This is a genomic window from Pseudonocardia sp. GCM10023141, from assembly GCF_042653605.1.
Genome location: NZ_JBHSIR010000030.1, coordinates 45,990 through 64,271 on the forward strand (window position 1 = coordinate 45,990; position 18,282 = coordinate 64,271).

At 73.1% G+C, this 18,282-nt stretch carries 22 protein-coding genes; 21 read left to right on the plus strand and 1 reads right to left on the minus strand.

All coding sequences use genetic code 11. The features are described 5' to 3' along the window. Positions 1-2: 2 nt before the first annotated feature. The 13 genes from ACFPFQ_RS17985 to rplS all read left to right on the plus strand — a co-directional run bounded on the left by ACFPFQ_RS17985 (position 3) and on the right by rplS (position 9,952). Entirely contained in the window at positions 3-1,316 is a 1,314-nt protein-coding gene (locus ACFPFQ_RS17985) for an ammonium transporter (protein WP_379620203.1), read from the plus strand. After that, a complete protein-coding gene (locus tag ACFPFQ_RS17990) occupies positions 1,313-1,651 on the plus strand; it encodes a P-II family nitrogen regulator (protein ID WP_379620205.1) in 339 nt (112 codons plus the stop codon). The genes ACFPFQ_RS17985 and ACFPFQ_RS17990 overlap by 4 nt, the downstream gene beginning before the upstream one ends. 139 nt (positions 1,652-1,790) lie before the next feature. Further along, positions 1,791-2,375 carry an AAA family ATPase gene (locus ACFPFQ_RS17995; protein WP_379620207.1) on the plus strand — a complete coding sequence of 195 codons (585 nt, stop codon included), beginning with the start codon at positions 1,791-1,793 and terminating at the stop codon, positions 2,373-2,375. A gap of 44 nt (positions 2,376-2,419) precedes the next feature. Then, on the plus strand, positions 2,420-3,952 hold the full coding sequence (gene ffh / locus ACFPFQ_RS18000) for a signal recognition particle protein (protein WP_379620209.1): 1,533 nt from the start codon (positions 2,420-2,422) through the stop codon (positions 3,950-3,952). A 6-nt stretch (positions 3,953-3,958) separates the two neighbouring features. Then, positions 3,959-5,035: an amidohydrolase family protein gene (locus tag ACFPFQ_RS18005; RefSeq protein WP_379620211.1), complete on the plus strand. Its 1,077-nt coding sequence runs from the start codon at positions 3,959-3,961 to the stop codon at positions 5,033-5,035. Positions 5,036-5,143: 108 nt separating this feature from the next. Then, entirely contained in the window at positions 5,144-6,280 is a 1,137-nt protein-coding gene (locus ACFPFQ_RS18010) for a CPBP family intramembrane glutamic endopeptidase (RefSeq protein WP_379620213.1), read from the plus strand. A 166-nt stretch (positions 6,281-6,446) separates the two neighbouring features. Then, on the plus strand, positions 6,447-6,902 hold the full coding sequence (rpsP, locus tag ACFPFQ_RS18015; protein ID WP_379620215.1) for a 30S ribosomal protein S16: 456 nt from the start codon (positions 6,447-6,449) through the stop codon (positions 6,900-6,902). A gap of 73 nt (positions 6,903-6,975) precedes the next feature. Further along, the gene (locus tag ACFPFQ_RS18020; protein WP_379620217.1) at positions 6,976-7,215 is read left to right on the plus strand and encodes an RNA-binding protein; all 240 of its coding nucleotides are present in this window, start codon (positions 6,976-6,978) and stop codon (positions 7,213-7,215) included. Between the two features lies 1 nt (position 7,216). Then, positions 7,217-7,756, plus strand: coding sequence for a ribosome maturation factor RimM (rimM, locus tag ACFPFQ_RS18025; RefSeq protein WP_379620219.1), 540 nt, complete (start codon positions 7,217-7,219; stop codon positions 7,754-7,756). Positions 7,757-7,858: 102 nt separating this feature from the next. After that, positions 7,859-8,074, plus strand: coding sequence for a helix-turn-helix domain-containing protein (locus ACFPFQ_RS18030; RefSeq protein ID WP_379620221.1), 216 nt, complete (start codon positions 7,859-7,861; stop codon positions 8,072-8,074). Positions 8,075-8,088: 14 nt separating this feature from the next. Next, positions 8,089-8,658, plus strand: coding sequence for a Clp protease N-terminal domain-containing protein (locus tag ACFPFQ_RS18035; RefSeq protein WP_379620223.1), 570 nt, complete (start codon positions 8,089-8,091; stop codon positions 8,656-8,658). A 27-nt stretch (positions 8,659-8,685) separates the two neighbouring features. Beyond that, positions 8,686-9,444 carry a tRNA (guanosine(37)-N1)-methyltransferase TrmD gene (trmD, locus tag ACFPFQ_RS18040; RefSeq protein ID WP_379620225.1) on the plus strand — a complete coding sequence of 253 codons (759 nt, stop codon included), beginning with the start codon at positions 8,686-8,688 and terminating at the stop codon, positions 9,442-9,444. Between the two features lie 148 nt (positions 9,445-9,592). Next, on the plus strand, positions 9,593-9,952 hold the full coding sequence (gene rplS / locus ACFPFQ_RS18045; protein WP_379620227.1) for a 50S ribosomal protein L19: 360 nt from the start codon (positions 9,593-9,595) through the stop codon (positions 9,950-9,952). A 153-nt stretch (positions 9,953-10,105) separates the two neighbouring features. Here the strand turns inward: rplS and ACFPFQ_RS18050 are convergent, their stop codons facing one another. Continuing rightward, positions 10,106-10,255 carry a hypothetical protein gene (locus ACFPFQ_RS18050; protein WP_379620229.1) on the minus strand — a complete coding sequence of 50 codons (150 nt, stop codon included), beginning with the start codon at positions 10,253-10,255 and terminating at the stop codon, positions 10,106-10,108. 693 nt (positions 10,256-10,948) lie between these two features. On the opposite strand from ACFPFQ_RS18050, the gene lepB reads away from it, so the two are divergent. The 8 genes from lepB to ACFPFQ_RS18090 all read left to right on the plus strand — a co-directional run bounded on the left by lepB (position 10,949) and on the right by ACFPFQ_RS18090 (position 18,261). Next, a complete protein-coding gene (gene lepB, locus ACFPFQ_RS18055) occupies positions 10,949-11,938 on the plus strand; it encodes a signal peptidase I (protein ID WP_379620731.1) in 990 nt (329 codons plus the stop codon). Positions 11,939-12,014: 76 nt separating this feature from the next. Further along, positions 12,015-12,749, plus strand: coding sequence for a ribonuclease HII (locus ACFPFQ_RS18060; RefSeq protein ID WP_379620733.1), 735 nt, complete (start codon positions 12,015-12,017; stop codon positions 12,747-12,749). Beyond that, on the plus strand, positions 12,746-13,069 hold the full coding sequence (locus ACFPFQ_RS18065) for a DUF2469 domain-containing protein (RefSeq protein WP_379620231.1): 324 nt from the start codon (positions 12,746-12,748) through the stop codon (positions 13,067-13,069). Before ACFPFQ_RS18060 ends, ACFPFQ_RS18065 begins: the two co-directional genes overlap by 4 nt. A gap of 139 nt (positions 13,070-13,208) precedes the next feature. Beyond that, positions 13,209-13,565, plus strand: coding sequence for a YraN family protein (locus ACFPFQ_RS18070; protein WP_379620233.1), 357 nt, complete (start codon positions 13,209-13,211; stop codon positions 13,563-13,565). Continuing rightward, positions 13,565-15,073, plus strand: coding sequence for a YifB family Mg chelatase-like AAA ATPase (locus ACFPFQ_RS18075; RefSeq protein ID WP_379620235.1), 1,509 nt, complete (start codon positions 13,565-13,567; stop codon positions 15,071-15,073). Before ACFPFQ_RS18070 ends, ACFPFQ_RS18075 begins: the two co-directional genes overlap by 1 nt. After that, positions 15,073-16,233 (plus strand): DNA-processing protein DprA, encoded by a 1,161-nt coding sequence (dprA, locus tag ACFPFQ_RS18080; protein WP_379620237.1) that lies wholly within the window; start codon positions 15,073-15,075, stop codon positions 16,231-16,233. Before ACFPFQ_RS18075 ends, dprA begins: the two co-directional genes overlap by 1 nt. A gap of 254 nt (positions 16,234-16,487) precedes the next feature. After that, positions 16,488-17,438 (plus strand): tyrosine recombinase XerC, encoded by a 951-nt coding sequence (locus ACFPFQ_RS18085; protein ID WP_379620239.1) that lies wholly within the window; start codon positions 16,488-16,490, stop codon positions 17,436-17,438. Beyond that, on the plus strand, positions 17,413-18,261 hold the full coding sequence (locus tag ACFPFQ_RS18090; protein ID WP_379620241.1) for a FliA/WhiG family RNA polymerase sigma factor: 849 nt from the start codon (positions 17,413-17,415) through the stop codon (positions 18,259-18,261). The genes ACFPFQ_RS18085 and ACFPFQ_RS18090 overlap by 26 nt, the downstream gene beginning before the upstream one ends. The last annotated feature ends 21 nt before the right edge of the window (positions 18,262-18,282 follow it).

Here is an 18,282-nt window from a genome sequence, read left to right on the forward strand (position 1 = left end):
GCGTGGATACGGGGAACACGGCGTACGTGCTGGGCAGCGCGGCGCTGGTGATGCTCATGACGCCCGGGCTGGCGTTCTTCTACGGCGGCATGGTCCGCTCGAAGAGCGTGCTCAACATGATGATGATGAGCGTCGTCAGCCTCGGGGTGGTGGGGCTCATCTGGGTGCTGGTCGGGTTCTCGCTGGCGTTCGGCGACTCGCACGGCGGGCTCATCGGCGGCTTCGAGTACGCCGGGCTGCGCGACACCACCACGACCGTCGGCAGCGGCGTGCCCCTGCAGGCGTTCGCCATGTTCCAGCTCATGTTCGCGGTGATCACCGGGGCGTTGCTGTCGGGTGCCATCGCCGACCGGGCGCGGTTCTGGCCATGGACCCTGTTCGTCGGGCTCTGGACGCTGCTCGTCTACGTCCCGCTGGCGCACTGGATCTTCGCGGCCAACGGGCTGGTCGGGCGCAACGGGGGCTGGATGGCCAACGCGCTGGGCGCGCTGGACTTCGCGGGCGGCACCGCCGTCGAGATCAACTCCGGGGCGTCGGCGCTCGCGCTCGCACTGGTGCTCGGCAGGCGCCGCGGCTGGCCGCGCGAACCGATGCGCCCCCACAACCTGCCCGCGGTCCTGCTGGGCGCGGGCCTGCTGTGGTTCGGCTGGTTCGGGTTCAACGCCGGGTCCGCGCTGGTGGCAGGCGCCGTGGCGAGCAACGCCTTCGTCACCTCGATGACGGCGTCGGCCGCGGCCGTGCTCGCCTGGCTGGCGCTCGAGCACCGGCTCGACGGCCGCCCGACGAGCCTGGGCGCCGCCTCGGCCGCGGTCGCCGGGCTGGTGGGCATCACGCCGGCGTGCGGGTTCGTCGACACGTTCGGTGCGCTGGTGATCGGGCTGGCCGCGGGGGTCTGCTGCCAGCTCGCGATCCGGCTCAAGTACAAGCTCGGCTACGACGACTCGCTCGACGTCGTTGCCATCCACGGCGTCGGCGGCGTCATCGGGATGCTGCTGATCGGTCTGTTCGGCACGAAGGCGGTGAACGGCGGCGGCGCCGACGGGCTGTTCTACGGCGGCGGCTTCGCCCAGCTCGGCAAGCAGGTCGTCGCGGTGCTCGCCACGGCGGCGTTCGCCTTCGCGATGAGCGCGCTGCTGGCCTGGCTGGTGCGGGTCACGGTCGGCTTCCGGGTCACCGCGGACGTCGAGGCGGAGGGCATCGACGAGGCGGAGCACTCCGAGACGGCCTACGACTACGCTCCGCTCCTGTCGTCGACGCGCAGCGTGCGCCCGACACCCCGTCCCGAGCCGACCGTCGATGAGGAGATCGCCCCGTGATACTCGTGACCGCGATCGTCAAGCCGTTCGCACTCGGTGACGTCCGGGCGGCGCTCGAGGAGCTGGGCGTGCTCGGCATGACCGTCAGCGAGGTGCAGGGCTACGGGCGGCAGAAGGGCCACACCGAGGTCTACCGCGGCGCCGAGTACACCGTCGACTTCGTGCCGAAGGTGCGCGTCGAGGTCGTCATCGACGACGAGTCCGCCGAGAAGGTGATCGACGCCGTGGTCGCGGCCGCCCGCACCGGCAAGATCGGCGACGGCAAGGTCTGGACCACCAAGGTCGAGACCATCGTCCGCGTCCGCACGGGGGAGCGCGGCACCGACGCGCTGTAGCCCCGCTCGCCCGGCGCTGCGCCAGGTCCGGAGCGAACGGCGCGTTCGTCCACTCCTGATGGACGAAGGTGCCGTTCGTACGGCGACATCGGCGGCCCGACCGCGGGAACGAAACGCCCATATCGCACGTTTTTCTCCCATGACGTGCCTCGTGCTGCCCGGCCGGACACTCCTGCTCGTCGCGGGGATGCCCGGGGCGGGGAAGTCCACGCTGCTCGCCGCGCTGCCACCGAGCCCGGACGTCGTGGTGCTCGACTCCGACGCGTTCCGGGCGGCGCTGCTCTCCACGGTCCGGCTGCCCTACGGGTGGCTGCGGCCGCTGGTGCACCTGCTGCACCGCCTCGCCGTGCTGCGGGCGGCCTGGTCGCCGGTGTCGACGGTGGTGGTGCACCTGCCGGCCACGGCGCCCGGCACCCGCGCTGCCGTCGCGCGGCTGGCCGCCGCTACGCGTCGCGACGCCCACCTGCTGTGGCTCGACGTCGACGCCGAGGCGGCGCGCGAGGGTCAGCAGGTGCGGGGTCGGGTGGTGCCGGAGGCGTCCTTCCGCGGGCACGCCGACCGCGCCGCGGCCACCTCCGTCGCGCTGCGCACCCGCCACCCCGACGGCTTCCGTGGCGTCACCGTGCTGGATCGGCAGGCGGCACGGGCCGGGCTGCGGCTGCGCACCGGGCCGGTCGGACCCGTCACCGCGAGCTCTGGAACCGCACTCTCGCGGGCGAGCTGAGTACGCGATGCACGTCCCGCCCCCGTCCCAGTAGTCTTGGCCCGGTGTTCGACACCCTCTCCGAGCGGCTCTCCGGCACCCTGGCCAACCTCCGGGGCAAGGGACGGCTCTCCGACACCGACATCGACACCACCGCGCGCGAGATCCGCATCGCGCTGCTGGAGGCCGACGTCGCGCTGCCGGTGGTCCGCGGCTTCATCGCGCGCGTCAAGGAGCGGGCCAAGGGCGCGGAGGTCTCCGGCGCGCTGAACCCGGCGCAGCAGGTCGTCAAGATCGTCAACGAGGAGCTCGTGGCGATCCTCGGCGGCGAGACGCGCCGCATCCGGCTCGCGAAGGAGCCGCCGAGCGTCATCATGCTCGCGGGCCTGCAGGGCGCCGGCAAGACCACCTTGGCCGGCAAGCTGGCCAACTGGCTCAAGGGCCAGGGCCACACGCCGCTGCTCATCGCCTGTGACCTGCAGCGACCCAACGCGGTCAACCAGCTCCAGATCGTCGGCGAGCGGGCGGGTGTCACCACGTTCGCCCCCGAGCCCGGCAACGGGGTGGGCGACCCGGTCGACGTCGCGCGCCGCGGCATCGCGCACGCCCGCGACAAGATGTTCGACATCGTCATCGTCGACACCGCGGGCCGCCTCGGTGTCGACGAGGAGCTGATGCGCCAGGCCGCAGACATCCGCGACGCCGTCACCCCCGACGAGATCCTGTTCGTCGTCGACGCGATGATCGGCCAGGACGCCGTGGCCACGGCCGAGGCGTTCCGCGACGGCGTCGGGTTCACCGGGGTGGTGCTCACCAAGCTCGACGGTGACGCCCGCGGCGGTGCCGCGCTGTCGGTCCGGGAGGTCACCGGCCAGCCCATCCTCTTCGCGTCCACCGGCGAGAAGCTCGCCGACTTCGACGTCTTCCACCCCGACCGGATGGCGAGTCGCATCCTCGGGATGGGCGATCTGCTCTCGCTCATCGAGCAGGCGGAAGGCGCGTTCGACCAGGAACAGTCGGTCCAGACCGCGGCCAAGATGGCCAGCGGTGAGCTGTCGCTGGAAGACTTCCTCGACCAGATGCTCGCCATCCGCAAGATGGGCCCGATCGGCAACATCCTCGGCATGCTGCCCGGCGCCAACTCGGCGCAGATGAAGGAAGCACTCGCCCAGGTCGACGACAAGAGCCTCGACAAGCTGCAGGCCATCATCCGCGGCATGACGCCCGGTGAACGGGCCGACCCGAAGATCATCAACGGTTCGCGGAGGCTGCGCATCGCCAACGGGTCCGGCGTCACGGTCACCGATGTCAACGACCTGGTCAACCGCTTCTTCGAGGCCCGCAAGCAGATGAAGGCGATGGCCGGCCAGTTCGGCTTCGGCGGCGGCCGCAGCGCCACGCGCAAGCTGGCCAAGGGGCGCAAGAACAAGAAAGGCAAGGGCCGCGGTCCCACGCCGTCGCGCAACGCCGGTGCGCTGCCCGCAGGCATGCCCGACCTGTCGGCGCTGCCGCCGTCGCTGCGCGAGCTGCCGCCGGGCCTCGACCAGCTGCCCGCCGGGTTCGACCTGTCCAAGCTGAAGTTCCCCAAGGGCAAGTAGGCCGTCGTGTTTCGGTTGCGGGGTGTGGTCCTACCCGGCGACGTCGAACGGGAGCTGTACGTCGACGCGTCCGGGGTGCTCGTCGAGGAGCCGATCGCGGGTGCCGAGATGCTGGTCGACGGCGGGTGGATCCTGCCAGGACTCGTCGACGCGCACTGCCACATCGGGCTCGGTGCGGACGGTCCCACCGACCTCGAGGAGGCCGACGCGCAGGCCCGCGTCGACCGCGACGCCGGGGCGCTGCTCATCCGCGACGCCGGCTCACCCATCGACACGTCGCCCCTGCAGGCCCGCCACGACCTGCCCGAGATCATCCGGGCGGCGCGGCACGTCGCCCGTCCGAAGCGCTACATCCCGGGCCTCGCGATCGACCTCGACGACGCCGCCCTGCTGCCCGAGGTCGTCGCCGAGCAGGCCGCGGCGGGCGACGGCTGGGTCAAGCTGGTGGGCGACTGGATCGACCGGGGCACCGGCGACCTGGCGCCGCTGTGGTCCGACGACGTGCTCGTCGCCGCCATCGACGCCGCGCACGCCGCCGGGGCCCGCGTCACGGCGCACGTGTTCGGCACCGATGCCCTGTACGGCCTGATCAACGCCGGGATCGACGGCATCGAGCACGGCACCGGCCTCAACGACGAGCTCATCGCCGAGATGGCGCGCCGCGGCACCTCGCTGGTGCCCACGCTGATCAACGTGGCGACGTTCCCCGGCATCGCCGACTCCGCGCACCGCTACCCGACCTACGCCGCCCACATGCGCGAGCTGCACGCCGGCGCCTACGACGTGGTGCGCCGCGCGGCCGAGGCCGGCGTGCCCGTCTACGCCGGCACCGACGCCGGCGGCGGCATCGCCCACGGCCGGATCGCCGACGAGGTACTGGCCCTGCACGAGGCCGGGCTCGACGCCACCACGGCTCTGGCCGCCGGGAGCTGGGCGGCGCGCCACTGGCTCGGCCGGCCGTCGCTGCAGGTGGGCGGGCGCGCCGACCTGGTCGTCTACCGGAGTGATCCCCGGCTCGATCTCGGCGTGCTGCGCGATCCCGAGCTCGTGATGCTGCGCGGCGTGCCCGTCCGCATCCGGTAGGCCCGAGCGCCCACCTGTTCGGCTCCGATCCCGAGCCGGTGCATGCTCGACCCGCCGCCCACGGTGGCATCTCACACGCATCTGCGCCGCGGCCGGTAGCGTCAGGGCGTGGGATCTGCGGACGGGGATCGGCCCGACGAGCTGGCCGGTTCGACCATGGGATCCGGGCCGCCCGATGGTGTGCACCCCGTGTTCGGAGTTCCGGTGCCGGGAGATCCGGTGCCGGGAGATCCGGTGCAGCGCGATCCGGTCGACGCGCCGGGCGTCGCCACGGATCCCGAGGTGCCACCTGGCCCCGACGGCGTGCCTCCGGCCGCCGAGTCGGAGCCGATCGCGCCGGTTCCGGTGGCCGCGCCGCCGTATCCCGGCGCCGCGTACGCCCCGGCCGGCCCGTACCAGCCCGGCCCGTACCCGTCGGGTCCGTACCAGCAGGTTCCGTACCAGGCCGGGCCCTACCGGCAGGGTTCGTATCCGCCCGGCGCGTACCCGACCTATCCGGCCCACCCCGGGATGCCGCCGCCCTCGCCGCCGCCCCGCTTCTCGCCGCTGGTGTCGCGCACGCACCGGTGGGGCCTGGGCGCCTACGTCGTCGTCGAGGTGACCTTCCTCGCGGTCTCGTTGCTCGTCTCGTTCCTCGTCTCACGCGTGGGCACGCAGACGGCGGGCACGATCGCGCTGGCGCTGGCCGTGCCGACCGTGATCGCCGCAGGCACCGCGATCCTCATCACCCGGCTGCGGGGCAACGGCCCGCGGATCGACCTGGGCCTGGAATGGCGCTGGCGCGACGTCGGGATGGGCCTGGCGTTCGGGTTCGGCGGCATGCTGGTCTCGATCCCCGTCTCGATCGTCTACGTCTCGATCGTCGGGCAGGACACCAACTCCGCGGTGGGGGAGGTGTTCGGGGAGGTCCGGGCCGCGCCGCCGATGGCCGTGCTGGTGCTGCTGATCGTGGTGCTGCTGGCGCCGTTCTGCGAGGAGGTCGTCTACCGCGGCCTGCTGTGGGGCGGCATCGAGCGGCTCGGGGCCAACCGCTGGGTCACCCTCGCGGTCACGACGCTGCTGTTCGCGCTGGCCCACTTCGAGTTCGAACGCACCCCGGTGCTGCTGATCGTGGCCATCCCGATCGGGCTGGCGCGGGTGTTCACGGGGCGCCTGCTGGCGAGCATCGTGGCCCACCAGGTCAACAACCTGCTACCGGGCATCGTGCTCGTGCTGGGCCTGCTCGGCCTCATGCCTGCCACCTGAGGCGCCGACTCCCGGCGTCATCTGGCAGAATGGCACCTCGGCCCCGCGGCTGGCCCTCTAACCGTGCCGCGGCCACCCACACGTCGAGTGACGCGCTGCCCGTAACCCCACGCGGGCGGCACGGCCTCATCGCCGAAGTACCGATTCGCAGGGAGCAGTTAGCAGCGTGGCCGTCAAGATCAAGCTGATGAGGCTGGGCAAGATCCGTCAGCCGTATTACCGCATCGTCGTCGCCGACGCCCGCAACCGCCGCAGCGGCCGGGCGATCGAGACCATCGGCAAGTACCACCCGAAGCTCGAGCCGAGCCTGATCGAGGTCGACTCCGAGCGGGCGCAGTACTGGCTCGGCGTGGGCGCACAGCCCACCGACCCGGTGCAGCACCTCCTGGAGATCACCGGTGACTGGCAGAAGTTCAAGGGCCTGCCCGGCACCGAGGGCACCCTGAAGCCGCAGCCGGAGAAGGTCGACAAGCTCGTCCGCTTCCAGGCCGCTCTCGCGGCGGCGGGCGAGGAGCCCACCACCGAGGCCACCACGCCGAAGAAGAAGGCCGACCGGCGCGCCAAGGCCGAGACGACCGACGAGCCCGCCGCCGCTGAGGCGACTGCGCCCGCCGAGGCGTGAGCGAGCTTGCGAGTTCACCATTGAGCACAGCACTGCCGGGCGCGGCGACGACGAGCGCTGGCGAGGAGGAGTCGTGACCGTCCTCGCGGATGCTCTCGAGCACCTGGTCCGGGGGATCGTCGATCACCCGGACGAGGTGCAGGTCGACCTCGTCACCACCCGGCGTGGCCGGACGCTCGAGGTCAGGGTGCACCCCGAGGACCTCGGCAAGGTGATCGGTCGCGGCGGACGCACCGCCACCGCCCTGCGCACCGTCGTGGGTGGCATCGGTGGACGTGGTGTGCGGGTGGACGTCGTCGACACGGACCGCTGAGTTGAGCGGAACCACGGTGGAGTCAGAAGTACTGGTCGGCGTCGCCGTGCGACCGCACGGTCTGCGTGGCGAGGTCGTCGTCACCGTGCACACCGATTCGCCGGGAGAACGGTTCGTCCCCGGCGCCGTGCTCATCGCACGTCGCGCCGGGGCGGCCGACTCGGTGCTGACGGTGGAGGCTTCCCGTCCGCACTCCGGCCGGCTGCTGGTGCGCTTCGTGGAGGCGCCCGACCGCGACGGCGCCGAGGCGCTGCGCGGCACGCGGCTGTTGCTCGGCACGGCGTCACTGGCGCCGCCGGCAGATCCGGACGAGTTCCACGTCCACCAGCTCGAAGGTCTGCGGGCCGAGCTCGCCGACGGCACCGTCGTGGGGACGGTCAAGGAGGTCGTGCACGGCCCGGGCGGCGAGCTGCTCGTGCTGGCCCGGCCGGAGGCCTCCGATGCGCTCGTCCCCTTCGTGGAGGCGATCGTGCCCACCGTCGACATCGAGGGTGGGCGGGTCGTGCTGACGCCGCCGGAGGGCCTGCTCGACGTCAACTGAACGCTGTTGTGAAGAAGGGGCACCCGTTGTCGGGTGCCCCTTTTCGCGTCCTTGTTGTCAACTCAGGTTGACAACCGCGTGGTGTCAACCTACGTTGACAGCATGACGGATGCGACACAGGTTGCGGCGGCGGCGTCCAGCAGGGACCCGGCCGTCGGTCTGGCGGCCGTGCTGTCCCTGCGGGGACTGCTGGAGTCGCTCGAGGAACTGCAGGTCACCAACGCGCGCGCTCAGGGCTGGTCCTGGCAGCAGATCGCCGAAGCGTTGCGGGTGAGCCGGCAGGCCGTGCACAAGAAGTACCGCCGGTTCGGGTTCTGAGAGGGGATGCGGAGATGTTCGAACGATTCACCGAAGCGGCTCGGCACGTGGTCGTCGCCGCACAGGACGAGGCTCGGGAGCGGGGTACGAGCGCCGTCCGCAGCGAGCACCTGCTGGTGGCGCTGTTCCGCGTCCCCGAGAACCTCGCGCTCGCTGCGCTGTCGGCCGCGGGTGTGACGAGGGCCGCGGTGCTGGCCGAGATCGACCGCGTCCGCGGGGCGGCACCGCGACCGTCGGATGCCGATGCGCTCGCGACGCTGGGCATCGACCTCGACGAGGTGCGCCGCCATGTCGAGATCAACTTCGGACCGGGTGCGCTCGACCGCACCCGTGCCGCACTGGGTCCGGCACCCCGGTCCAAGGGCCACGTCCCGGTGGACCGGACCGCGAAGAAGGTGCTGGAGCTGTCGCTGCGCGAGGCGGTGCTGCTCAAGCACCGCTCCATCGGCAGCGAGCACCTGCTGCTCGGACTGCTGCACCCGGCGGCGGGCGCCTCGCAGGTCGTGCTCGTCGAGCTGGGGATGGGCCTCGACCAGACCCGCCACGTCGTGGAGGAGCTCGTGCGCGGCCGCCAGGCGGGGTGACAGGGGGCTTCTGCGAGGATCCGTGCGGTGCGGATCGACGTTGTCACCATCTTCCCGGCCTACCTGGCCCCGCTGCGCGAGGCGCTGCTCGGCCGGGCCATCGAGACGGGGCTCGTGGACGTCGCGGTGCACGACCTGCGGGACTGGACCCACGACGTGCACCAGGCCGTCGACGACGCCCCGTACGGGGGTGGGCCGGGGATGGTGATGCGACCGCAGGTGTGGGGCGAGGCGCTCGACGCGGTGCTGGCCGCCGACGCGGCGCCGGCCCGGCTCGTCGTCCCGACCCCGGCGGGCAGGCCGTTCACGCAGGCCACGGCGCAGGAGTGGGCGGGGGAGTCGCGCCTGGTCTTCGCGTGCGGGCGCTACGAGGGCATCGACCAGCGCGTCGTCGACGACGCCGCCACCCGGATGCCGGTGGACGAGGTCAGCATCGGCGACTACGTGCTCGTCGGCGGCGAGGCCGCGGTGCTCGTGATGGTGGAGGCCGTCGTCCGGCTGCTCCCCGGCGTGCTGGGCAACCCGGAGTCGGCGCTGCAGGACTCCTTCTCCGACGGCCTGCTCGAGGGCCCCGCGTACACGCGGCCGGTGTCCTGGCGCGGGCTGGCGGTCCCGGACGTCCTGCGCAGCGGCAACCACGCCGCGATCGCCCGCTGGCGGCGCGACCGGGCGCTCGAACGGACCGCCGCTCGGCGCCCGGAGCTGCTCGCCGGGCTCTCCGCCGAGGCGCTCGACCGGAAGGATCGGGCCTTCCTGGACGCCCTGGAAGGCTCCGGGGACGGGTGATTTCACGACCGGGGAACCCGTCTGGCATCATGGACAAGAGCTCATGCGCCCGACGCACCTCGTCGGGCAGGCCCAGCGCCGCCACCCTCATCAGCGAGAGCGGCGCTCCCGCACGACCGCTATCACGGACCGAGGACGGATCTTCGCGATGAACACCCTGGACGCCCTGGACGCGCAGATGCTGCGCGCCGACATCCCGGCCTTCCGGCCGGGCGACACGCTCAAGGTGCACGTGAAGGTCATCGAGGGCTCGCGCTCCCGTGTCCAGGTGTTCCAGGGCGTTGTCATCCGCCGCCACGGTGCCGGCGCCCGCGAGACCTTCACGGTCCGCAAGGTGTCGTTCGGTGTCGGCGTCGAGCGCACCTTCCCGGTGCACTCCCCGAACATCGACAAGCTCGAGGTCTTCACTCGCGGTGACGTCCGCCGGGCGAAGCTGTACTACCTCCGTGATCTCCGCGGCAAGGCTGCGAAGATCAAGGAGAAGCGCGAGACCCCGTCGGCGTCCTGACCGCGACGGCGCGGTTGACGTAGCCTCGTGGGCGTGGCCCTACCCGAGCTCCCCGATGACCGGCGGGCCCAGCCTCGACGGTACGGACCGGTCGATTCTGCGACCGCCGGACGTCCGGGCGGGACCGTGGATCCGCAGGGTCTGCAAGCAGGATCACTGCCGGGCGGGAGACTGCCCACCACGCCCTGGCTCGACCGCCCTGACCAGCGCGAACCCGACAACGGGTACCGCAACGGCCAAGGCCGTCACAACGGTGGCCAGCACGGTGCCGTCGACGGCACCGGGGGCCGTGGCCCCGTTCACGGGGCCACCGGCAACGGCGCGGCACCGCAGTCGCGCGAGGTGCGCAGCCCGGACATGAGGGGCCCCGACGTGCGGGGTGCAGATCCGGGAACGGGCTCGTACCGCGCAGCAGACCCCCGCGGCGGCGATCCCCGTACCGGCGATCCCCGTACCGGGGATCCGCGCGCCGCAGGCCAGCGCCCTCCCGGGGCGAACGGATCCGGTGTCAGCGGCACCGGTGCGGCGCACCGGGCGGCCGCTCCGGTCAACGGTGGCGACATCGAGGGCACCGGCGGTCGCCGCCGGCTGCGCGACGCCACCGATTCCGGCGCCGTCCGCCGCCCCGACGGGCGTGTCGTCGACGGCAGGGGCCCTTCGGGCGCCCCGCCGCGCGGGCCCGCCGTCGACGATTCGGGTGCCGTACGGCGTCCCGAGCGCGCCGGCCCCGACCGGGTGAGCCCTGAGCGGGTGAACGGCACCGGCAGTTCCACCGGTGCTCACGGCCTCAACGGCACCGGCAGCAGGCGTCGCGTCGACGGCGCCACCGACGGCGGTGCGTCACGCGGAGTGAACGGCACCGGGCGCCACGCCCCGCGCCGCCCCGACGAGCGCGCACCGCAGGGCGGCCGCGCGCCCGCCGGATCCCCGCCGCTCCCCCCACGACGTTCGATCCCCGGCATCGCCGACGACTCGCCGACGGTGGCCCACGAGGTCATCAGCATCGAGGGCGCCGAGGGCGACACCGACGCCGGAGCCGAGCCGCCCGGCAGGCACCGTCGCCGCGCCGGAGCGTCGCCGCAGGGCCGCCCGGCGGCGGAGTACAGCGAGCAGGCAGGCGGTCGCAAGTCCCGCGGGGGCGGCCGCAGGCGTCGGCCGTCGTTCTGGAAGGAACTGCCGCTGCTGATCGTGGTGGCGTTGTTGCTGACGTTCCTCATCCAGACCTTCGTCGCCAAGGTCTACGTGATCCCGTCGGGTTCGATGGAGACCACGCTGCACGGCTGCGACGGCTGCAACAACGACCGCGTGCTCGTCGACAAGATCAGCTTCCGGTTCACCGACCCGGCACCGGGCGATGTCGTCGTCTTCCGCGGCCCCGACAGCTGGAACAGCGAGATCACGGTGCAGCAGCCCAGCAACCTGCTGGTACGCGGCCTGCAGCAGCTCGGCTCGCTCGTCGGTCTCGCCCCGCCCGACGAGAAGGACTTCGTCAAGCGGGTCATCGCGGTGGCCGGCCAGACGGTGCAGTGTTGCGACAGTCGTGGCCGCCTGCTCGTCGATGGTCAGCCGCTCAACGAGCCCTACGTCTACTTCCTCCCCGGCACGGGCACCAAGCAGGACGTCTTCGGTCCCATCACGGTGCCGCCGGGGCAGCTGTGGATGATGGGCGACTCCCGCAACAACTCCGCCGACTCCCGCGCGCCCAACCACGGCCCGGTCCCGGTCACCAACGTGATCGGCAAGGCCCGGCTCATCGTGCTGCCGTTCGCCCGGTTCGGCTGGATCTCCGCGGTCGACCCGCACTCCACGGCCGTCGGGATGGCGCCCGCGGGGGCCGGCCTGCCCGGTGGTTCCAGCGCGCCGCTCGCGCTGGGCCTGCTCGGCACGCTGCCGTTCGCGTTCGGCAGGCGGCGGCTGCAGAAGCGCGATGCGGAGCTCTCGGAGTTCCTGCCGCTGCCCACCAGTTCCCTCCGCAAGAACCGCTGACCGCTCGCCGATGCCCTCACGTCCCACACCTGCGCGTCGCCGCCGCAAGCGGCCACGTGTCCTGCTGCCGCCGGAGATGCGCCCGGAGCGGGCCATCGTGCGCCGATCCGGGGGCAACTGGACGCTGCAGGCCACGCTCCTGCGCTACGGCCTGGGCCCGGTGGCCGGCGTGGACGAGGCCGGGCGCGGTGCGTGCGCCGGACCGCTCGTCGTCGCGTCCTGCGTGCTGCGACCGGGTGACGCCAAGCGGCTCGACGGCCTCACCGACTCGAAGCTGCTCTCACCCGCCGCCCGCGAGGAGTTCTACGCGCTGATCATGCGGCGGGCGCTGGATCATGCGGTGATCGTCATCCCGCCGCACGAGGTGGACCGCCGCGGCGTGCACATCGCCAACATCGAAGGCATGCGCCGGGCCGTCGCCCGGCTCGCGGAACCACCCGGCTACGTCCTCACCGACGGGTTCCCGGTGCGCGGCTTCGGCCTGCCGGCGCTCGCGGTGCCCAAGGGTGACATGGTCGCGGCCTGCGTGGCCGCGGCGTCGGTGCTGGCGAAGGTGACCAGGGACCGGATCATGGTCGAGCTCGATGCGGAGTTCCCGCAGTACGGGTTCGCCGAGCACAAGGGCTACTGCACGCCCGTGCACGACGCGGCCATGACGGAGCACGGGCCGAGCCCCGTTCACCGTTACTCTTTCGTGAACGTGCGGGCCGCCGTGCGATCCGCTGTCGAGCTCCCGGCCGGTCTGGTCCACAATGGGTTGCTTCCGGTCGGGTCGGCCGACGCGGAAGTCGGAGGAGGATCGTCACAGTGAGCGCCGAGGATCTCGAGAAGTACGAGACCGAGATGGAGCTCACGCTCTACAAGGAGTACCGGGACATCGTGTCCCAGTTCTCCTACGTCGTGGAGACCGAGCGCCGCTTCTACCTCGCCAACTCCGTGGACGTTGCCGCGCGCAACTCCGACGGGGAGATCTATTTCGAGGTCCGGATGTCCGACGCCTGGGTGTGGGACATGTACCGCCCGGCGCGGTTCGTCAAGAACGTGCGCGTGCTCACGTTCAAGGACGTCAACGTCGAGGAGCTCGACAAGCCCGACCTGCGGCTGCCGGAGGGCAACCAGTTCGGCTCGTAGCTTCCACCCGGGCGAGGCCCTACACCGGCCCGCCGACATCCCGGCCCCGGCAGCGCCGGGTTGTCCCCATCGCGCTCGGCCATCCACAGTTTCGCGATTCGCCCACGGCGACCACCCGCAACACGCGATCGTGGACGGCATGGCAGCGAAGGACGAGCTCGGTCGGCAGGGCGAGGAGCTCGCCGTGCGCTACCTCGAGCAGCGCGGGCTGGTGATCCTGTCGCGCAACTGGCGATGTCGGGAGGGCGAGCTCGACGTCGTCGCCACGGATGCCCACCGGCTGGTGGTCTGTGAGGTCAAGACGCGCTCCAGCACCCGTTACGGGGTGCCGGCCGAGGCCGTCGACGGGCGCAAGGCCGCGCGGATCCGGCGGATCACGCAGGTCTGGCTGGCCACCTACCGGGTGCGCTGGTGCGAGGTCCGGTTCGATGTGCTGGCCGTGGTCGTGCAGCCCGATCGGTCGGTCGCGGTCCGCCACTACGAGGCGGCGTTCTGATGGGGCTGGCGTGCACCTGGTCGGTGGCCCTGCAGGGCGTCAGCGGCCACATGGTCGAGATCGAGGCCGACATCGGTGGCGGCCTTCCCGGGTTCCACCTCGTGGGCCTGCCCGATGCGGCGCTGCACGAGTCCAAGGACCGCGTGCGGGCCGCCGTCGTCAACTCGGGTCGCGTGTGGCCCAACGAGCGCATCGTGCTCGCCCTCTCACCGGCCACCCTGCGCAAGACCGGCAGCGCCTTCGACGTGGCGCTGGCCTGCGCGGTGCTCGGTGCGGGCGATGCGCTGGAGCGGGCGGAGCTGGCCGGCACGGTGCTGCTCGGCGAGCTGGCACTCGACGGCAGGCTGCGGGCGGTCCCGGGCATCCTGCCCAGGCTGCTCGCCGCCCGGGAGGCGGGCATGCGCCGCGCCGTCGTCCCGGAGTCGGCGCTGCCGGAGGCGGCGCTGATCGACGGGCTGGAGGTCCACGGCGCGGCCACCCTCGGTGAGGTGCTCGACTGGATGCGCGGTGAGTGCGTCCTGCGCAGGCCGGGCCCGGTCAGCGAGGCCGTGCCGCTCGAACCGCCCGACATGGCCGATGTCGTGGGTCAGCCCGCGGCCCGGCAGGCCTGCGAGATCGCGGCCGCCGGCGGTCACCACCTGCTGATGGTCGGCCCGCCCGGCACCGGCAAGACGATGCTCGCGCAGCGGTTCGTCGGGCTGCTGCCGCCGTTGCGCAGCGACGATGCGCTCGCGCTGGCCGCGGTGCGGTCGGTGGCCGGCCGGTTGCCGGCCACCGGGGCGCTGTCCACCGTCCCGCCGCTCGTGGCGCCGCACCACTCCAGCTCGATGGCGGCCCTGATCGGTGGGGGCAGTGGCATCGCGCGTCCGGGGGCGGTCTCGCTCGCCCACCGCGGGGTCCTGTTCCTCGACGAGGCGCCGGAGTTCCGCCCGCAGCTGCTCGATTCGTTGCGCACGCCGCTGGAGGAGGGTGAGGTGCGGTTGGCTCGCACCGAGGGCACGGTCTGCTACCCGGCACGGTTCCAGCTGATACTGGCGGCCAACCCGTGCCCGTGCGCACCGGCCCACGATCGCGACTGCAGCTGCTCCTCGGTGGCGCGGCGCCGGTACTTCGGGAGGCTGTCGGGCCCATTGCTCGACCGCGTCGACCTGCGCGCGCAGATGTTCCCCGTCACCGCCCTCGCCATGGCCGCGGGCAACGAGGAGAGCACGGCCACGGTGCGGGCCCGGGTGCAGGCGGCCCGCGCGGCGGCCGCCGAGCGCTGGGCCGGCCAGCCGTGGCGCACCAACGGGGAGGTGCCCGGCCCGGTCCTGCGTTCCCGCTTCGCGCTGCCACCGCAGGCCGTGCGGCCGCTCGACGCGCGCCTGCGCACCGGTGACCTGACCGCGCGCGGTGCCGATCGGGCCCTGCGCGTCGCCTGGACGCTCGCCGATCTCGTCGGGAGGGAGCGCCCGGATCGGGAGCTCGTGGAGGCGGCGCTCGACTTCCGCGACCGGAGGGCGGCCTGATGGCCGACACCGCGGCCACCGTCGCCCACGAGGTACTGCTGGCCAGGGCCTACCTGTCGCGCGTGGCGGAGCCGCCCGCTCCCGCGCTCGCCCGGTTCGTCGAGGCCACGGGTGCGGTCGAGGCGGCCGAGCGGATCCGGGTGGGCGCGGTCAGCGAGGCGGTGTCCCGGGAGACGGCGTCGCGGCGCACCGTCGACCGGGCGGCCGCCGATCTGGCGGCGGGTGCGGCGGCCGGTGCCCGCCTGCTCACTCCCGAGCACCCGGAATGGCCGCACTGGGCACTGCTTGCGTGCACCACGTCCGGGGTTGCGGCGCTCGCGCCGCCGGTGGCGCTGTGGGTCCGGGGGCCCGGCCGGCTGGAGCAGCTCTGCGACCAGGCACTCGGGGTGGTAGGGGCGCGCGCCGCCACCGACTACGGCGCCCACGTCGCGGGCGACATCTCGGCCGGGGTGGCGCAGGCGGGCTTCACGGTGATCTCCGGTGCGGCCATCGGCATCGACGGTGCGGCACACCGCGGGGCGCTGGTCGTCGGCGGCGCCACCGTGGCCGTGCTCGCGTGCGGCGTGGATCGGGCGTACCCGGTCGCCCACGAGGTCCTGCTGGGCCGGATCGCGGCCACCGGGCTCGTCATCAGCGAGTACCCACCCGGCTGCGTTCCCGGTCGCCACCGCTTCCTCGTGCGCAACCGCTTGATCGCTGCACTCTCCGGGGCGGTGCTGGTGGTGGAGGCCGCGCTGCGCAGCGGGGCGCAACGTACCGCGGCCGATGCTCGCGCGCTGGGCCGCCCGGTGCTCGCGGTGCCGGGCCCGGTCACATCCGGGATGTCGGCGGGCTGCCACCGGCTGATCCAGGAGGGCGCGCTGCTGGTCACCCGCACCGAGGAGGTGCTGGAGGCCGGCGGTCGCATCGGGGAGCACCTGGCGCCGGAGCCAGAACTCACGGATGTCCGCCCCACCGACGGCCTCGACGACGTCGCCACGCTCGTCCACGACGCCCTCCCCAGCCGGGCGCCGCGCGAGGTCCGCTGGCTCGCGCTGGAGGCGGGCGTCCCGATCGGCGCCGCCCGCACCGCACTCGTCCAGCTGGAGCGCCGCGGGCTGGTCGAGCACTGCGCGGGGCAATGGCGCCGCCCCGACCCGGACCCCGACACCCCACGATGACGCCACCCGGCTCCACCGCGCCAACGAATTGGCCACCGCGCCGATGTCGGGACGTTGGCGCGGTGGCCAGGAGGTTGGCGCGGTGGGAGGTGAGCGCCCTGCCCGCCAGCCAGGCAGGGCCGACCGCGCCAACCGGTTGGCCACCGCGCCGATGTCGGGGCGTTGGCGCGGTGGCTACTGCGTTGGCGCGGTGGGGCGGGAGGGTAGGCGCTGGGTCGGCCGGCGCTCTGCCGTCCTCGCGGCGGCGTGGCGGGTTGACCCGTCCCGGCCGGGCCCGGACCGTCGACGGCGTGCACCCGCCTGCCGAGATCGCCCCTGCTGTCGCCGCGGCACTCGACGGCTTCGTCCGCCACCTCGAGCTGGAGCGCGGGCGGTCGCCTCACACCGTGCGCGCCTACCGGGGTGACCTGGCCGGCCTGCTGGCCGGCGTGCCCGACCTGGCCACGCTCGACCTTCCCGTCCTGCGCCGCTGGCTTGCCGCGGGACACGCGGCGGGTGTGGGTCGGGCGACGCTCGCCCGCCGCGCCGCTGCCGCCCGCACGTTCACGGCATGGGCCCGGCGCACCGGGCTGCTCGCCACCGATCCCGGTGCCCGCCTCGCGTCACCCCGGCCGCGGCCGGCATTGCCGGCGGTGCTCGCCGTCGACCAGGCCGCTGCCGTGCTCGACGCGGCCGGGTCGGGCGCCGCGCAGGAGGATCCGCAGGCGCTGCGCGATCTGCTGATCCTCGAGATGCTCTACGCCACCGGGGTGCGGGTGGCCGAGCTGTGCGGGCTCGACCTCGACGACATCGACGCGGGCAGGCTGTCGCTGCGGGTCGTCGGCAAGGGGGATCGGGAGCGCACGGTCGTCTTCGGCACGCCTGCGGCCGCCGCGCTGCAGCGCTGGCTCGAGACCGGGCGACCGGCGTTCGTCCGCGCCGGGTCGCCGCCTGCCCTGTTCCTGGGCGCTCGCGGGGGGCGGCTCGACCCCCGCATCGCGCGCACCGTGGTGCACGATGCCGTCGCCGCGGTGCCCGGCGCGCCCGACACGGGACCGCACGGGCTCCGCCACGCCGCAGCAACGCACATGTTGGAGGGCGGCGCAGACCTCCGTTACGTACAGGAGTTGCTCGGTCACGCTAAGCTAGCAACCACTCAGCTCTACACACATGTAACGGTCGAGCGGCTGAAGGTGGTTCATGAGCAGGCGCACCCCAGGGCGTGACTCCGTCCTCGTCGAGGCTGCGCAGCTCAGAGCGTTCACGGGAGCGGTCGTCTCAGCCGCCGTCGCCCTCGCCCCGGCCGCACCGTCGCCCGCCGACGCGCTGTGGGAGAGCTACTTCGAGGAGCGAGGTCGCGCCGCCCGCGACCACCTCGTCATCCACTACACGCCGCTCGTACACGCCGTGGCGGGGCGACTCGCCGCGAGCCTGCCGTCCTACGTCGACCAGTCCGACCTCGCCCAGTCGGGCATCTTCGGGCTGCTCGACGCCGTCGAGCGCTTCGATCCGCTGCGCTGCCCGCGCTTCGAGACCTACGCCGCCCAGCGGATCCGCGGCGCCATCCTCGACGAGCTGCGAGCGCAGGACTGGGTACCCAGGACCGTACGAGGCCGGATGCGCGAGCTGGAACGCGCGCAGGAACGACTCGAGGGCAGCCTGCACCGCGCCGCCACCGACCGCGAGCTGGCCGCCGAGATGGGTCTGCCGATGCGTGACCTGCGCGGACTCGCCCAGCAGGCGCAGCACCCGGTCAGCGTCGAAGCGCTCGACGAGGCCAGCGGCGGGGTGTCGGAACTGCTCGCCGACGGCGGCGCACCCGACCCGATGACCGTGGTCCAGGCCAGGGAGACCATGCGGCAGCTCAACCTGGCCGTGGGTCAGCTGGGAGAGCGCGACCGCACGGTGATCCACCTCTACTACGTGGAGAACCGGACGCTCGCCGAGATCGGCAGGCTGCTCGGTGTCACCGAGTCGCGGGTCTGCCAGCTGCACTCGCGGCTCGTCGGCAGGCTGCGGGGCCGGCTCGAGGAGCTCGCGGCAGGCTGACGGGGCTGTTCGATCTGCACA

Bases quoted from the DNA above. Each gene is read 5' to 3' on its own strand.
- rplS (WP_379620227.1), top strand. From the start codon at position 9,593: ATGAACACCCTGGACGCCCTGGACGCGCAGATGCTGCGCGCCGACATC.
- ACFPFQ_RS18090 (WP_379620241.1), top strand. From the start codon at position 17,413: ATGAGCAGGCGCACCCCAGGGCGTGACTCCGTCCTCGTCGAGGCTGCG.
- ACFPFQ_RS18075 (WP_379620235.1), top strand. From the start codon at position 13,565: ATGGGGCTGGCGTGCACCTGGTCGGTGGCCCTGCAGGGCGTCAGCGGC.
- ACFPFQ_RS18035 (WP_379620223.1), top strand. From the start codon at position 8,089: ATGTTCGAACGATTCACCGAAGCGGCTCGGCACGTGGTCGTCGCCGCA.
- ACFPFQ_RS17995 (WP_379620207.1), top strand. From the start codon at position 1,791: ATGACGTGCCTCGTGCTGCCCGGCCGGACACTCCTGCTCGTCGCGGGG.
- ACFPFQ_RS18060 (WP_379620733.1), top strand. From the start codon at position 12,015: ATGCGCCCGGAGCGGGCCATCGTGCGCCGATCCGGGGGCAACTGGACG.
- ACFPFQ_RS18030 (WP_379620221.1), top strand. From the start codon at position 7,859: ATGACGGATGCGACACAGGTTGCGGCGGCGGCGTCCAGCAGGGACCCG.
- dprA (WP_379620237.1), top strand. From the start codon at position 15,073: ATGGCCGACACCGCGGCCACCGTCGCCCACGAGGTACTGCTGGCCAGG.
- ACFPFQ_RS18070 (WP_379620233.1), top strand. From the start codon at position 13,209: ATGGCAGCGAAGGACGAGCTCGGTCGGCAGGGCGAGGAGCTCGCCGTG.